This is a genomic window from Peteryoungia algae (genome assembly GCF_030369675.1).
Classification (GTDB): Bacteria; Pseudomonadota; Alphaproteobacteria; order Rhizobiales; family Rhizobiaceae; genus Allorhizobium; species Allorhizobium algae.
The window spans coordinates 1,635,650-1,650,785 of sequence record NZ_CP128477.1; the positions used below are offsets into that span (position 1 = coordinate 1,635,650).

Genomic DNA, 15,136 nt, shown 5'->3' on the forward strand with positions numbered 1-15,136 from the left:
TCAGACCTCGCTCACGACCTGGTTGCCGGAAATCACGTGCACCTTGAAATTGCCGAAGATCGGCTTGATCTCGCCGGCCGCATACAGAGCCTGATAGGCGTCGTGCGGCACCAGCGCGTGCTTCTCATAGGTCGAGACCCCCATGCGCGCGGCCTCCAGATCATGCGTCTCGATGTGGAATTCCTGTGAGGCCGGCGTCGAGGAGAAAAAGCCCTTCACCGCCGGCTGCTCGCGCTTGGAAAACACCTCCTGCACCGTCCAGGTCATCACCCAGGCATTTTCAGGTCTGCGCACCCGGTCGAGAATTTCGGTCACGCGGCCGGAATTCTGGGTCAAACCCGTCGAATAGAGCGGCCCGAGCACCACGCGCCGGACGGACTTCGGATGGAGGTTGGGAAAGTCCCGGTCCATATTGGTGGCGATCGTGGCCGGGGTCAGGGAGTAGGCCGAGTTCTTCGCACAGAAATCGTCGAATATGCGGGCGAGTTCGGGATTGAGCAGGCCGCCGACGGGTAGCGGGATCTCGACGGTATCGTTCAGCCTGCCGTCGTCTGAAACCAGGATCTTTGTGACGTTCTCGGAGGAATCCTCGATCGTCGCGAGATAGATCATGGGCAGCGTGTTCACCCCGTCGAACGCGGCCCATGTGACCAGATAGGACGGCCGGCGCGATTGCGCATTGACGCTCACGGCAACGGTCGTCGGCAGCACGAAGGGCGAGAAGATCTCGCCCGCACTGACCTGTTCCAGATAGAGCCGTTCGGCGATCTGCTGCTGCAGGGCGGCGGGAAAATCCTTCTGCCGCAGAATGAAATCGACCATTTCGGCGCGCAGCTTGTCGACGGCAGGGATCGTGGAAAGCCTGGACGTCGCTCCCGCCCGATCGTTCTCCAGTTCCAGCACGTTCTGGAAGATCGGAAAGCCGCTTTCGGCCTGGGCGATCTTGAACTGGCCGGTGAAGCCGATGCGGTTTTGCCAGGAGGTGAAGGAGTTCCTCAATCGGTCGAGATAAGGCAGGAGATAGAGCGTCGGCGGCCCCGTCTCGCCGAAGCGGCGATCGGACTGGCCGAAGAACTGCTCGAGCCCTGACAGCGCCGAGGCCATGGTGGCGAAATAGTGCGACACGGCACTGTTACGATCGACGACGTTCATGACCCTCCCCCATCGATTCGACCGCGCACCGCGAGCGCGGCACGCGGCCTGATGGCCGCGTCCACATCAACGGCATGCTCAAGGCTTCACGTAATTGGCCGCATTGTGCTTGTCGAGAACGGACTGGAAGCGGCGCGCAAAGGCCTCGTCGGCGAGCTTCTTGCGGCGCTGAATGTCCTGCGTCGAGAGCATGTTCTTCTCGTGCAGCTCCAGGAGATCGCCGATATGCCGCTGTGCGGCGGCTCCGATGCCGGCCATGGTCTCTTCTGCGGCCGTATCGACCTGGCTTCCGAGCGTGTTGATCCGGTGTGCCACATCCTGCTGGGCAGCAGTCTTCAGCGAATCTTCGAGGGCCTTGTAGAGAACGATGCGCTGCTCGGTGTCGATGGTCAGCTTGTTGATCAGCGTGTTCTGCGCGGCGATCTGGTTGTTGAGGCTGTCGACGAAGGTCTGGAACATCGAGGTATAGCGTTCCAGCGTCTGGCTTTCGGCCAGCAGTTCCTGTTCGCGCGCCTGCGCCTGATTGTAATCGGTCGCCAGCTTCGAACGATCGGCCTCGAGTGCCGTGCGTTCCGACGTGTCGGTGGACGCGGCGATCTTGTTCTCGATATCGAGCAGCGCCGGGTTGAGCGTCTCGATTTTGTTCTGGGTCTCTTCCAGATTGGCGATCGTCTGCTTGCGCCGCTCGATCACCTGCACGAGGCTCGCCTCGGATGTCTTGTAGCGCTCCTCGAGAACCATTTTCTGCTCTTTGAGAATGCCGACGATGCTGTCGGACTTGGCGAGCAGTTCCTGCAGATTGCCGGCCAGCGACATGTTGCGGACGCGCTCGGTGCGCATGCGCTGCGCCTTCTGCTTGGAGAAGATCCCGATGAACTTTTCCATGCCGGAAAAGCTCTTCATGCTTTCGAACTCCGCACCGAAGACATTGGTCGCGTCTTCAAGCCCGATGATCAGGTCGGCGATGTTGGATTCCATCACCTTCTGCTGGCTGAGGACATCGGAAATCCGCGCATTCTCGATGTCGAAATCCTGACCCGTCAGCTTGGAATCGCTCTTGGCGAGCGTATCCAGCACCACCCCGGACTGCTCGATCTTGCCGCGCATCTCCGAGACGATCTTGCGCGTCTTCTCGATCTCGCTGTCGAACGATTGCAAAGTCGCCATGTCGTCTCCCCGTCCCTCATTCCGGCAGCGCGCCGGATTCGTTGCTACCATAGCGCGTTTCCCCGTGCAGGAAAGTATCGCATCGCACAGGGACCGTTGCCTTCACCCGATATGGATGGCCGCAGCGGCCACACAAGAGGCGCCAGCAGAGAAATGCGACAGCCGCGAAACGGCTGCCGCATCGGGGTCTTCGACTTGGGTCACTGCCCGCCGGCAGCGGGATCCTTGAGATAGGCGATGATGTTGACGAGATCCTCGTCCTTCTTGACGCCGGCATAGGCCATCTTGGTGCCCTTCACGACGGCCTTTGGCGCCTTGAGATATTGAGACAGTGTGGCCTCGTCCCAGACCTTGCCCTGGCCGAATTCGGTCATGGCCGGCGAATATTTGTAGCCCGCGATCGAGGCGATCGGGCGGCCGACGACACCTTGCAGATGCGGGCCGACCTTGTTCTTTGCCTCGGTCGCGACGTGACAGGCCTGGCAGGCCTTGAACGCCTTGGCGCCGGCGACCGGATCACCGTCGGCAAAAGCGGGCAACGGTGTTGCCGTCAGTGCGAGCAGCACGATCAGTGAAGACGTCTTCATCGAAACTCCTATCTCCCAAAAAGGCGCGTAGGCGCCGCGCCCATCGCATCACCTGTTCGCATGAGATGCAAGGCGACGCTTTGACGCCCATCAAGTCCCGAACTTTTTTTTGCAGTGCCGCAGCGCCCTGCCCGCCAAGGCGCTCAAGTCGCAAACAGGGCCGGTGCCGCGGCGCAAACGCACGGGCATCCTTGCAATTCTCTGGTATTGAATGTTGACTTGGGAACATTAAAAAAAAACGGGAGTCTTTCAATGACGCATCTCTCCACCTACCGCCGCACACTCGTGGCCGCCGTTTCACTCTTCGCCGTCTCGGCGATGCCGCTTTCGGCTCAGGAAGCCGCAAGCTGCTCCAGCGTCCGCTTCTCGGATGTCGGCTGGACCGACATCACCGCGACGACCGCAACGGCCTCCGTTGTCCTGAAGGCACTCGGTTACGAGCCGACCACGACGGTCCTCTCCGTCCCGGTGACCTATTCCTCGCTGAAGAACAAGGACATCGACGTTTTCCTCGGCAACTGGATGCCGACCATGGAAGGCGACATCGCCCCCTATCGCGAAGACAAGTCGGTCGAGATTTTCGGGCCGAACCTCGAAGGCGCGAAATACACGCTCGCCACCAATGCCAAGGGCGCTGAACTCGGGATCAAGGACTTCGCCGACATTGCGAAGAACAAGGATGCCCTGGATGGCAAGATCTACGGCATCGAGCCCGGCAATGACGGCAACCGCCTGATCCTCGACATGATCGACGGCAACAAGTTCGAACTCGGTGACTTCGAAGTCGTCGAATCCTCCGAACAGGGCATGTTGGCCCAGGTCGCCCGCTCCGAGAAGGATGACGTTCCGGTTGTCTTCCTCGGCTGGGAACCGCATCCGATGAATGCCAATTTCAAGCTGACCTACCTGTCCGGCGGCGACGATGTCTTCGGGCCTGATTTCGGTGGCGCGACCATTTTCACCAACACCCGCGCCGGCTACACGGCCGAATGCCCGAATGTCGGCAAGTTCGTCACCAATCTGAAGTTCACGCTCCAGATGGAAAACGAGATCATGGGCAAGATCCTGAATGACGGTCAGGATGCCGAAGAGGCTGCAAGCGACTGGCTGAAGGCCAATCCGGCCGCCATCGAGCCCTGGCTCGCCGGCGTGACCACCAAGGACGGCGGCGACGGCCTCGGCGCTGTGAAGGCGGCGCTGGGCCTCTGATCCCTGTCCATCGATCGTGGAACCGCGCGGCTGGCAAGGTGATCCGGCCGCGCGGACTCCCAGGCATTGAACCTGTGGCCAATCGGGGACAAACATGGAATTTCTGACAGACAACAAACTGCCCATCGGACCCTGGTCGAAGAATGTCGTCGACTGGCTGACCGACAACGTCGATTTTGTATTCGACTTCATTGCGGACATTCTGAGCGCGTCGATCGATGCGATGCTCTTCGTTCTCCAGGGACCGTTTCTCGATGACACCCCGGTCGAAAGCTTCTACCCGCTTTTCATGATCCTGCTGTTTTCGCTGGTCGCCTGGCTCATGCGCCGATCGCTTGGCGTGGTCGCTTTCACCTTTCTCGGCCTTCTGCTGATCTACAATCAGGGCTACTGGAAGGAGACGATGGAGACGTTGGCGCTGGTGCTGGCCGCGACATGTGTCTGCATGGTCATCGGCCTGCCGATCGGCATCGCCTGCGCCCGCCGTCCCTGGCTCTATGCCGGCGTCCGTCCGGTGCTTGACCTGATGCAGACGATCCCGACCTTCGTTTACCTCATTCCGGCCCTCATCCTCTTCGGGCTCGGCATGGTACCCGGCCTGATCGCGACCGTGATCTTCGCCATCGCCGCCCCAATTCGCCTCACCCGCCTCGGCATCATTTCGACGCCGCCCTCGCTGGTCGAAGCGGCAATTGCCTTCGGCGCCACGCCGATGCAGGTGCTGCGCAAGGTCGAATTGCCCTTCGCCATGCCGCAGATCATGGCCGGCCTCACCCAGACGATCATGCTCTCGCTGTCGATGGTCGTCATCGCGGCGCTGGTCGGCGCGAGCGGTCTCGGCGTGCCTGTCGTCCGCGCACTGAACACCGTGAACATCGCCCGGGGCTTCGAAGCAGGCCTCTGCATCGTGATCCTCGCCATCATCCTGGACCGGATCTTCCGCATGCCTGGAGAAGACGCATGACCGACGCAGTGATCTTCGACAATGTCGACATCGTCTTTGGCAACAATCCGCAGAATGCCCTGCAAATGCTCGATCAGGGCAAGAGCCGCGACGAGATCGGCGCCGAAACCGGCCTCGTGCTCGGCGTCGCCCATGCTTCGCTGACCGTCAAGGAAGGCGAAATCCTGGTCCTGATGGGCCTCTCTGGCTCGGGCAAGTCGACGCTGCTGCGCGCCGTCAACGCACTCGCCCCCGTGGTTCGCGGCAATGTCAGCGTGCGAACCGAGAACGGCTATGTCGATCCCTACAAGGCCTCGGCCCAGGTGCTGCGCGACCTGCGCATGCACACGGTCTCCATGGTCTTCCAGCAGTTCGGGCTCCTGCCATGGCGGACGGTTGCCGACAATGTCGGCTTCGGTCTCGAACTCGCCGGCGTGCCGGAAGCGGAACGCAGGGAAAGGGTCGCTGCCGAGCTCGAACTCGTCAATCTGTCGACCTGGGCCGACCGCAAGGTGAACGAGCTGTCGGGCGGCATGCAGCAGCGTGTGGGCCTCGCCCGTGCTTTTGCGACAGGCGCCCCGATCCTCCTGATGGACGAACCCTTCTCGGCGCTGGACCCGTTGATCCGCACGCGCCTGCAGGATGAGCTGCTTGAATTCCAGGCCCGGCTGAAGAAGACCATCCTCTTCGTCAGCCACGATCTCGACGAGGCCTTCCGCATCGGCAACCGCATCGCCATCATGGAAGGTGGGCACATCATCCAATGCGGCACGCCGCAGGAGATCGTCCAGAACCCGACCAACCAGTATGTCGCCGATTTCGTACAGAACCTGAACCCGATCAACATGCTGACGGCATCCGACGTGATGCGCCCCGGCACCGGGGGTCAACAGAGCCAGGTAACGGGGACGACGTCACCGCTGACGCCGCTGGTCGAGGTGCTGGATGCGCTCGCGCGTCAACCCGGCACGATCGGAGTCGTTGACAACGGCGCCGTGATCGGCACGATCGATGCTCAGGATGTGGTGAGCGGATTGACGAAGCACCGTCGCAAGGCCTGAGGAGGCCTGCACGCAACCCGTCCAAGGTGCATGCAGGAGCCACGACATGAATGACAAGCCCCAGGTGATCAGGGACACGGACGACAATGCGCGCCGCCAGGCGCGCATTTTGCTGAGGGGCGCCCGCTTTGCGGCGATCGGCGTGATCGACCCGGAAACCGGCTTTCCCTCCGTCAGCCGCGTCCTGCTCTGCATGGACCGTGATGGCGCGCCGGTCATACTGGTCTCGAGCCTCTCTGCCCATACGACCGCCCTGCTTGCCGATCCGCGCGTATCCTTGCTGACCGGCGAGCCGGCCAAGGGCGACCCACTGGCCCATCCACGTCTGACGCTGCAATGCACAGCAGAAAAGGTCGAACGCGAAAGCGAGGCCCATGCAAGGCTGCGACGCCGATTCCTTGCCCGCCATCCCAAATCACAGCTCTACATCGATTTTCCCGACTTTCGATTCTTTCGCCTGCGACCGGAACGGGCGAGCCTCAACGGAGGCTTCGGGCGTGCCTATCATTTGAGCAGACAGGATTTTCTCATCCCGGAAACGGACCCGGAGGTCGCATTTGACGAAGAGGCTATACTGCAAGAATTAGGGGGCAGGCATCCCGATCTGGCAGGGCGTCTCGCCACCGACTTTCATGCAGCACCCGAGGGTGATTGGCGCATATCGGGGATTGATTCGCAGGGAATCGATCTTGTTTTCAAAGACTTGCTGATCCGCCACGAATTTGTGACGCCCGTCACAAATCCACAGGACATGCTATTAGAGTTACCTAAATCAGTATACGCAGTACCTTAAATTTAGGCATATACAATTGTGATGGCGCTGGTAGAGTTTGGCCTCTAGTTAAGTGATGTATTTTCAACGACTGCCATTCCCCCCCAGGTCAATCGACCAAGGAAAGTTGAACTGAGATGAAAACAAAAGCACTGTCCGAACAGTCGACCGTCGCGGCTGGCTTGCTCTCCGCCATGGCAAACCCGAAGCGACTCATGATCCTCTGCAGCCTCGTTGAGGGTGAGGTTCCTGTCGGCGTTCTGGCGACCCAGGTGGGCCTGAGCCAGTCGGCTCTGTCGCAGCACCTGTCGAAGCTTCGAGCACAGAAGCTCGTGAAGACCCGGCGCGACGCGCAGACCATCTATTATTCCTCGACTTCCGAGTCGGTGATCAAGATCCTTTCTACCCTGGAAAGCATCTATTGCCCTCCGGTAGCGAGCAAGTCCGCCGCTTGATGACAGCGCTCCCAAAGGCGTGACGATCCGGAACGGAGAACCCGTCCCGGCGCGCTGGCGAGCCTGATCTCTTGCGACTTGAGAAATCGAGAAGCCCCGTGGGCGAACGCCCACGGGGCTTCTTGCATTTTTGCCGAAGCGCGGCGCCGGCGGCAGACCACCGGCAGCGTCCTTCCATCACCCGAATTCAGCGATCCATGACCATTGTTGATGCACCCTTGCCGGTGGGTTGACCATGCCTTGCGCCCTGCTAACGTGGCGGCGCAATCAACGGATTTCGGCCTTAGCGGCTGACAGCCGGGAGAGTGGCCGCCCGCGACCAAAGGGCCATGGAGAACACGATGTCTAACCGCCTGAATTCCACGCCGAACGACCTGCGCGCCTTCTGGATGCCGTTCACCGCGAACCGCCAGTACAAGAAGGAGCCACGCCTTTTCGTCGGCGCCAAGGACATGCACTACACCACCCATGACGGCCGCCAGGTGCTTGATGGCACCGCCGGCCTCTGGTGCGTCAATGCCGGTCACTGCCGCCCGCTGATCACGGAAGCGATTCGCGAGCAGGCCGGCGAGCTCGATTATGCGCCGGCCTTCCAGCTCGGCCATCCCAAGGCCTTCGAACTGGCCAACAGCCTGATCGACATTGCCCCCGACAACATGGCGCATGTTCTCTACACCAATTCCGGTTCTGAATCGGTGGAGACGGCGCTCAAGGTGGCGCTCGCCTATCAGCGCGTGAAGGGACAAGGCTCCCGCACCCGGCTGATCGGCCGCGAACGCGGCTATCACGGTGTCAATTTCGGTGGCATCTCCGTCGGCGGCATCGTCTCCAACCGCAAGATGTTCGGCACGCTTCTGACCGGCGTCGATCACATGCCGCATACCCACCAGCTGGCAAAGAACGCCTTCACCAAGGGCATACCGGAGCATGGCGGCGATCTCGCCGACGAGCTGGAGCGCATCGTGACCTTGCACGACGCATCGACGATTGCCGCTGTCATCGTCGAGCCGGTTGCCGGCTCCACCGGCGTGTTGATCCCGCCGAAGGGCTACCTGCAGCGCCTGCGCGAGATCTGCAGCAAACACGGCATCCTGCTGATCTTCGACGAAGTCATCACCGGTTTCGGCCGCCTCGGCGCCCCGTTTGCGTCGCAGTATTTCGACGTGAAACCCGACATCATGATCACCGCCAAGGGCCTGACCAATGGCGTCATCCCGATGGGTGCGGTCTTCGTGACGGCCGAGATCCACGACGCCTTCATGACCGGCCCCGATCACATGATCGAGTTCTTCCACGGCTACACCTATTCCGGCAATCCGATCGCCTCGGCCGCAGCCCTGGGCACCCTCGACACCTATCGCGACGAGAACCTGCTTACCCGTGCGGCCGACATCGCGCCCTATTGGGAAGAGAAGCTGCATTCGCTGCGCGATTGCCCGAATGTCATCGACATCAGAAATCTCGGCCTGATCGGCGCGATCGAATTGAAACCGATCGACGGCGAACCGACAAAGCGCGCCTTTAACGCCTTCCTCGAGGCCTACAATGACGGCCTCCTGATCCGCACGACGGGCGACATCATCGCGCTGTCGCCACCGCTGATCATCACCCATGAGCAGATCGACGAACTGTTCGACAAGCTGCGCAAGGTGCTGATGAACAACATCTGAACCCTGCCTTGCAGGCACTCCCAAAGCGGCCCTTCGGGGCCGCTTTTTTGTCGGGGCTTGCGCGAGGCTGACCACGCGGCGCGCGCCATGCTTGTCCACTGATCCGCCATCCCGTATCTTCCGGGGAATCGCACGTTCGATCCTGGCGCAGATGACCGCGAAAGGCTCGAACGACGACTGAAAGCCCATCCGGAAGCGATATCTCCGACATCAGGTCGCGAATGCCGCAACCGGATCAGGTCCCGGGAGGATTTCCGTGGTCGACCTCTTCAAGCGCATGTTCGGTAAAGACGTGTCCCCTTCCATACCTCGAACTGCGATTGCCCCGGAGCCGGAGGCGATTTCGGCGGCCCGCGCCGACGAGGCCCGCCTTGCGGCGCGCCGGGCGCAGATCAGCAATGATCTCTTCGAATTGCAGCAGATCGCCATGGCCGAACTGGCGCTGCGTCGCGAACAGGATGCAGCCGCGGAAAAGGCTGGATTCGAGTCGGAAGGCCAGGGTCTCGGCGGTCGCGTCCTCAGCCTCTGACAGACGTCCAGGCGCGAGTTTATCCTGCCCTGACAAAGCTGTGGCGTGATCACACGCCGCAGCATCAGGTCTTTTGTCGCAGCCGGTTTTTGTCTAAACCAACCGTGGGGAGCAACAAAAGAACCCGAATGGCGCGAAAACCGACATAGATCGCTCGCGCCAACCCAAGGAGCAGGACATGAAAATCCATTTTCTCGCCAGCGCGGCTCTGGCCGCGTTGATCGCTGCAGCCCCCGCCGCCCGTGCCGACATCGTTCTCGGGCTCATGGCGCCACTGACGGGCCCGCTGGCCGCCGTCGGCGCCCAGGTGAAGAACGGCGCCGAGACCGCGGTCGAGGAAATCAACAAGAAGGGCGGCATCAACGGCGAACAGGTTTCGCTCAAGGTCGCCGACGATGCCGGAGAGCCCAAGCAGGGCGTATCGGCTGCCAACCAGCTGGTCGGTGACGGCGTGATGTTCGTCGTCGGTCCGGTGACCTCGGGCGTTGCCGTTCCAGCCTCCGACGTCTTCGCCGAAAACGGCGCCCTGATGGTAACCCCGACCGCAACCGCGCCCGATCTCACCGCCCGTGGCCTGTCGACGGTCCTGCGCACCTGCGGCCGTGACGACCAGCAGGCGGAAGTGGCCGCGGCCTACGTCGTGGCCAACTTCAAGGACAAGAAGGTCGCGATCCTCAATGACAAGGGTCAGTACGGCAAGGGTCTCGCCGACGCCTTCAAGGCAACGCTGAATGCCGCCGGCATCGAGGAAGTCTTCAACGACGCCCTCACCCCGGGCGAAAAGGACTTCAGCGCGCTGACCACCCGTCTCAAGGCGGAAGGCGTCGAAGTGATCTATTTCGGCGGCTATTATCCGGAAGCCGGCCTCCTTTCGCGCCAGCTGCAGGACATCGGCGTAGCCGCGACCCTGATCGGCGGTGACGGCCTGTCGAGCACCGAATTTGCCACCATCGGCGGCGAAGCTGCCAATGGCGTCATCTTCACCAATGCGGCCGATGCGCTGAAGAACGAAGACAGCAAGGCAGCGTCTGCTGCCCTTGCCGCCAAGAACATCCCGGCCGAAGCGTTCACGCTCAACGCCTATGCTGCCGTCGAAGTGATTGCCGCCGGCATCACAAAAGCCGGCAGCGCAGACGACGCTGAAGCAGTTGCGGCAGCCCTCAAGGACGGTACGGAAATTCCGACCGCCATCGGCAAGCTCACCTATGGCGAAACCGGCGACCTCACCTCGCAGAGCTTTTCGCTCTACAAGTGGGACGGTGGCCAGGCGGTCGCCGCCGAGTAAGCCTGCAGACGATCAGACACAGGAAAGGCGGTCCGGAAGGGCCGCCTTTTTTGGTCTGGGAATCTGGGGCCTTGTCATTGCCGCAGCCAATCGCGGCTGAGCACCAATTGTGCATTGGCCGAGCACAGGATGCATTCGGCGTCGAACAGGAGATCGGGGCATCGGCGGCGGTATGTGCGTCCATGAGACAGTACGCAGGCCCTGACCACGGCTGCATCAATGAGACAAGGTGTTCTTCTGCCCTGCCGCTTTGCGCCGATAGGGCAGCAGAAAGAGATAGATGCCCGTCGCGAGCAACGGCAGCAGTGGCACGAGCGCCAAAAATCCGATCCATTGCGGTGAACCCGGGATCATCATGGCGACGATATTGGCGACGACGGCTATCGTGAAGGCCAGCGAGAGCCATCGGTGCCATTGGCGAATACGGTGACTTGCGGACATGGCAATCCTTTCATGAAAGAACGACGGTGATAGTGATGGGGCCGTGTCTACGCGACCCGGCCGAGGACGGCTTCGAGGCCGTCGAAATAGCGCGGCCAGCCCATTTTGGCGCCGCCATAGAATTGCGGCTGGTCACGTCGGAAGCCGGTCTGCTCCATGCGAAGGAGCGTTCCAGACGCGCTCGGGGTGAGTGTCCAGGTCACGAGACTCTTCAAGGCTCCGGAGTTCCAGCTATATGCGAGACGTCTGGCAGGCTCGACCACCTGGACCTCGCAATCGACCGAGCCCCAGTCGGCGCAGAGCGTGAAGCGATGGCCGACCTCCGGGGCAAATGCGTTCTGCATCAGCCACTCGGCGATGAGTTCGGGCTGGGTGAGCGCGCGCCAGATCTTTTCTGGCGCATGGCGAAACTCCCGCTCGACAACGACGGAGAGACTTTCTGTGCTGCGGTCGGTCATTGGTCCATCCTGTCTAGGAGATCATCGAGCGCATTGAAACGAGCCTCCCAGAAGCCTTCCATCTGTCGCGCCCACGCGACAAGCGGATCGAGACCCTCACTGCGCACGCTGTAGTGGCTCTGGCGGCCGCTGACCCGGTCCTCCACCAGACCCGCGCGCTTCAAAACGGCGAGGTGCTTGGAAACGGCAGGCTGCGAAACGCCAGCACCAGCGGTCAGCGCACCGACGGTCTGTGCGCCATCGCGGCAAAGTCGTTCGAATAGCCCCCGTCGGGTCGGGTCGCCCAGGGCGGAAAAGAGACTGTCGGTCGAGATATCCATGCGAAATCCATAACTCCGTGGCTATGGATCTCTTATAACCGTAGAGTTATTTGATTGTCAATCCGGCACTGCGACCACCTACGCGATCAACGCCGGTGACAGGGTTCACGGCTATGTTAGACTTCGTCCCGATGGCGGGCCGAGGAGCTGAGATGAAAAAGGGATACAAAACCTTGTTGGCGGAAGCAGAGGATTTGGTCGAGGCTGTTTCGCCGAGCGAAGCCGGCAGGCTCCTTGGCGCGAGCAATGTCGTTTTCGTCGACCTGCGCGACCCCCGCGAGCGCGAAAGAGAGGGAACGATTGCGAATGCCTTTTCCTGCCCGCGGGGCATGCTGGAATTCTGGATCGATCCCGAAAGCCCCTACCACAAGCCTGTCTTTGCCGAAGACAAGCTGTTCCTGTTTTTCTGCGCCAGCGGCTGGCGCTCGGCGCTCGCCACAAAGACGGCAATGGAGATGGGGCTGGAAACGGTTTGCCATCTCGAAGGCGGCCTGACCGCCTGGCGAAACGCCGGACTGCCGGTGGAGCCCGTGGCGGCGAAGGTGAAGACATGAGCGCTGTCGGCCGCCGGTTGAACGCCGGCAGCAATTGCCCTATCTTGAAGCCTGAAAGCCGCACGACCGCAGCCCCTTGCGAATGACTGCATCAGGCCTGGTCGATCAAGCGCCGCCGCCCGCCGCCGTCGTGTCGATGACATCATGTCAAAGGCCGGGGGCCAAGGGCACGTCTCGTCAGGAGACAATCATGGTCGAACGCATAAGCCGCACGTCCAGCAGTGAAGCCTCCAGCCAGACGGAAGCAGGGTCAACTCTGAACCTCGATTCCGATCCCATGAGCGCCTGGGTCGCCTCCCGTCAGTCGAAGATCAATCATGACATCGAGGAGCGGCATCGCCAGGCCGAAGAAGAGCGGGCGCGCAACGGCGCGCCAAGTGACAATGGTGAGACCCGACACGCGCTATCGCCGCGCCAGTGGCCTGATCCCTCGGAGACGCCCGATCCGCTCGCAGATGGCAATGATGAACCGCGCCTTTCCGGAGAGAGCGAGCGCATCGGCACCCAGAACTTCGACGAGGACACGCCCTTCGGCAACCGCGTCGTGATCGTCTGACAGCGTGCCGCCGCCTATCGCTTGCGCCGTGAGGTCGATATCGACTGAGCCGACAAACGGCTGAGCCGCACAGGCACATTCGCCCGCGACCATCCGGCCCCGACACATCCGCGTCGCACTTTGCCGGCAATCCCTCTAGGATGCCGCCAAACAGACGAGGACCGCCATGCCCCATACGATTCGCATCGAAAACGCAGACCTCATCGTCGAGGTATCCACGCTCGGCGCGGAGATGCAGTCCCTGAAGACGGCCGACGGCCGAAACTGGCTGTGGAACGGCGACGCGACCTGGTGGACCGGGCGCTCGCCGATCCTCTTTCCGATCGTCGGCAAGGCGCCGGGGGATATGCTGGCGGTCAATGGCACGACCTATCCCATGGCCCAGCACGGCATCGCACGGCGCCGCGAGTTCACGCTCGTCGAGCAGAACACGAACGCCTGCTGCCACGAACTCGCATCCACATCCGAGACCCGCGCAGTCTACCCCTTCGATTTCCGCCTGACGCTGGAGCACCGCCTCGACGGCCGCAAACTGTCGGTGACTGCCACTGTCGAGAACACGGGCGACACACCCCTCCCCTTCGGCATCGGCTTTCACCCCGCCTTTCTCTGGCCGCTCCCGGGCGCGGAGAACAAACTTCATGCGGTGACACTCGACAATGGCGCCGAGCCCGGCGTGGTGCAGCTCGAAGACGGGCTGATTGGAAAAACGCTGCCGACCTCTCCCTTCAAGGCCGGCCGGCTCGAACTTTCGCATTCGCTGTTCGACAACGATGCGCTCATCTTTCCGGAAGGCGGGGGAACCGCCCTCACCTACGGCGCCGAGGGCGGCCCCTCGCTCTTCTTCACCTTCCAGAACCTGCCCAATATTGCGCTCTGGCAAAAGCCCGGCGCGCCCTTCCTCTGCATCGAGCCCTGGCATGGCATGGCGGCGCATGCCGGCGGCACGGCGGAACTGGTCGAACGGCCTTACACGCTGGCGCTGGCGGCGGGAGATGCGATGCGGTTCGGGTTTTCAGTCGAGATCGGTCGCTGAATGCATGTCGCGGTGATGCGCCGTCATCACCCGCCGGCGCTTGGCCTCGCGGGGAACGGCTCCCGCCAGGCGGGGATCGTGTTGAGCTGATCATGCCAGCGCTTGATATGTTCGAAGTCGTCAAGCGGCAATCGCGCTGACCTCCAATAGGGTAAAGCCGCGGCCAGTGCGAAATCCGCAACGGACAGGCGATCGGCGACGACGAAGATCCTATGTGCGAGATGGCTGTCCAGTACCTGAGCAAACTGCCGGAGCTGGAGTTCGGCTTGCTCGACGACAGCAGGATCAGGAGCTTGCCCGAACAGCGGCCTAAGTTCGTTTTCGAACCACAGTGTCGCCGCATGCAACGTGAAATGACTCGCGTCCCAGCTGAGCCAGCGCATCACATCGGGTTGTCGGTCGTCCTTCGGCCAGAAATCCGCGCCCGTCATGTCCGACAAGAAACACATGATCGCATTCGCCTCCCACAGGCTTTGTCCGTCGCCATATTGCAGAACCGGGACTTTCCCATTGGGATTGAGCGCCAGGAACTCCGGCGTTCGCTGCTCGCCATTCGCCAAGTCGACGCGCACAAATTCGAGATCCGCATTGAGATAGCGCGCTGCAGCGCAGGCTTTTCGTGGGTTGAGCGTCTCGCAATAGAATAGCTTCATGGCGGTCATCGGAACTCACCCCCTCTATCCGTATCCGATAGGATCTCGGCCAGCCGTTCGAACGCCCCAGCCGTACTATCGAAGAATGCCTGGCGAACCTTCATCAGCGTGCCGCCATCCTATTCGACCAGATCCACGGTCACAACTGTCTCCGGTGATCCTCGACCATCGGGCAGTTCCCAGGCATGGGTAGACACCAGCTTTTAAGGTGGAAATACCTCCAGATATTCGCCGCTGACCCAGTGCTCTTCGGCGCAGCAGAACGATCGGCATTCGCGTAACCCGAGC

The 15,136-nt window shown here is 61.6% G+C and carries 18 protein-coding genes; 11 read left to right on the plus strand and 7 right to left on the minus strand.

What is annotated here, in order from left to right; all coding sequences use genetic code 11:
- The 3 genes from QTL56_RS08015 to QTL56_RS08025 all read right to left on the minus strand — a co-directional run bounded on the left by QTL56_RS08015 (position 1) and on the right by QTL56_RS08025 (position 2,906).
- Positions 1–1,152 carry a hypothetical protein gene (locus QTL56_RS08015; RefSeq protein WP_229574222.1) on the minus strand — a complete coding sequence of 384 codons (1,152 nt, stop codon included), beginning with the start codon at positions 1,150–1,152 and terminating at the stop codon, positions 1–3.
- 78 nt (positions 1,153–1,230) lie between these two features.
- Complete coding sequence (locus tag QTL56_RS08020) at positions 1,231–2,319, minus strand: coiled-coil domain-containing protein (protein ID WP_229574223.1); 1,089 nt, start codon at positions 2,317–2,319, stop codon at positions 1,231–1,233.
- A 200-nt stretch (positions 2,320–2,519) separates the two neighbouring features.
- Positions 2,520–2,906, minus strand: a complete 387-nt coding sequence (locus QTL56_RS08025; RefSeq protein ID WP_245136345.1) for a c-type cytochrome — start codon at positions 2,904–2,906, stop codon at positions 2,520–2,522.
- Positions 2,907–3,224: 318 nt separating this feature from the next.
- Here QTL56_RS08025 and QTL56_RS08030 point away from each other — a divergent pair, with 318 nt between their 5' ends.
- The 8 genes from QTL56_RS08030 (at position 3,225) to QTL56_RS08065 (ending at position 10,830) form a co-directional block, all read left to right on the plus strand.
- Positions 3,225–4,115 (plus strand): choline ABC transporter substrate-binding protein, encoded by an 891-nt coding sequence (locus QTL56_RS08030; RefSeq protein WP_229574936.1) that lies wholly within the window; start codon positions 3,225–3,227, stop codon positions 4,113–4,115.
- 94 nt (positions 4,116–4,209) lie between these two features.
- On the plus strand, positions 4,210–5,079 hold the full coding sequence (gene choW / locus QTL56_RS08035; protein WP_229574227.1) for a choline ABC transporter permease subunit: 870 nt from the start codon (positions 4,210–4,212) through the stop codon (positions 5,077–5,079).
- On the plus strand, positions 5,076–6,119 hold the full coding sequence (gene choV / locus QTL56_RS08040; protein WP_229574229.1) for a choline ABC transporter ATP-binding protein: 1,044 nt from the start codon (positions 5,076–5,078) through the stop codon (positions 6,117–6,119). Before choW ends, choV begins: the two co-directional genes overlap by 4 nt.
- Before the next feature lie 46 nt (positions 6,120–6,165).
- The gene (locus tag QTL56_RS08045) at positions 6,166–6,912 is read left to right on the plus strand and encodes a HugZ family pyridoxamine 5'-phosphate oxidase (protein WP_245136344.1); all 747 of its coding nucleotides are present in this window, start codon (positions 6,166–6,168) and stop codon (positions 6,910–6,912) included.
- 116 nt (positions 6,913–7,028) lie between these two features.
- Complete coding sequence (locus QTL56_RS08050) at positions 7,029–7,346, plus strand: ArsR/SmtB family transcription factor (protein WP_229574231.1); 318 nt, start codon at positions 7,029–7,031, stop codon at positions 7,344–7,346.
- A 341-nt stretch (positions 7,347–7,687) separates the two neighbouring features.
- Complete coding sequence (gene aptA / locus QTL56_RS08055; RefSeq protein ID WP_245136343.1) at positions 7,688–9,016, plus strand: omega-aminotransferase AptA; 1,329 nt, start codon at positions 7,688–7,690, stop codon at positions 9,014–9,016.
- A 256-nt stretch (positions 9,017–9,272) separates the two neighbouring features.
- A complete protein-coding gene (locus QTL56_RS08060; protein WP_229574233.1) occupies positions 9,273–9,545 on the plus strand; it encodes a hypothetical protein in 273 nt (90 codons plus the stop codon).
- A gap of 178 nt (positions 9,546–9,723) precedes the next feature.
- Positions 9,724–10,830 (plus strand): branched-chain amino acid ABC transporter substrate-binding protein, encoded by a 1,107-nt coding sequence (locus QTL56_RS08065; RefSeq protein ID WP_229574234.1) that lies wholly within the window; start codon positions 9,724–9,726, stop codon positions 10,828–10,830.
- 216 nt (positions 10,831–11,046) lie between these two features.
- Here the strand turns inward: QTL56_RS08065 and QTL56_RS08070 are convergent, their stop codons facing one another.
- Genes QTL56_RS08070 through QTL56_RS08080 form a run of 3 tightly spaced genes read right to left on the minus strand, consistent with a single transcriptional unit; the run spans position 11,047 to position 12,049 of the window.
- Positions 11,047–11,271: a hypothetical protein gene (locus QTL56_RS08070; protein ID WP_245136342.1), complete on the minus strand. Its 225-nt coding sequence runs from the start codon at positions 11,269–11,271 to the stop codon at positions 11,047–11,049.
- A 47-nt stretch (positions 11,272–11,318) separates the two neighbouring features.
- Complete coding sequence (locus QTL56_RS08075; RefSeq protein WP_245136341.1) at positions 11,319–11,729, minus strand: SRPBCC family protein; 411 nt, start codon at positions 11,727–11,729, stop codon at positions 11,319–11,321.
- The gene (locus QTL56_RS08080; RefSeq protein WP_229574237.1) at positions 11,726–12,049 is read right to left on the minus strand and encodes an ArsR/SmtB family transcription factor; all 324 of its coding nucleotides are present in this window, start codon (positions 12,047–12,049) and stop codon (positions 11,726–11,728) included. Before QTL56_RS08080 ends, QTL56_RS08075 begins: the two co-directional genes overlap by 4 nt.
- Positions 12,050–12,201: 152 nt before the next feature.
- Between QTL56_RS08080 and QTL56_RS08085 the strand changes: the two genes are divergently transcribed.
- From QTL56_RS08085 to QTL56_RS08095, 3 genes are all read left to right on the plus strand, one after another.
- Positions 12,202–12,603: a rhodanese-like domain-containing protein gene (locus QTL56_RS08085; protein ID WP_229574239.1), complete on the plus strand. Its 402-nt coding sequence runs from the start codon at positions 12,202–12,204 to the stop codon at positions 12,601–12,603.
- Between the two features lie 190 nt (positions 12,604–12,793).
- Positions 12,794–13,159 (plus strand): hypothetical protein, encoded by a 366-nt coding sequence (locus tag QTL56_RS08090; protein WP_245136340.1) that lies wholly within the window; start codon positions 12,794–12,796, stop codon positions 13,157–13,159.
- 166 nt (positions 13,160–13,325) lie between these two features.
- Positions 13,326–14,195: an aldose 1-epimerase family protein gene (locus QTL56_RS08095; protein WP_245136339.1), complete on the plus strand. Its 870-nt coding sequence runs from the start codon at positions 13,326–13,328 to the stop codon at positions 14,193–14,195.
- A gap of 26 nt (positions 14,196–14,221) precedes the next feature.
- Here QTL56_RS08095 and QTL56_RS08100 read toward each other — a convergent pair whose 3' ends face one another.
- Positions 14,222–14,848, minus strand: a complete 627-nt coding sequence (locus tag QTL56_RS08100) for a glutathione S-transferase family protein (RefSeq protein WP_245136638.1) — start codon at positions 14,846–14,848, stop codon at positions 14,222–14,224.
- Positions 14,849–15,136: the final 288 nt, after the last annotated feature.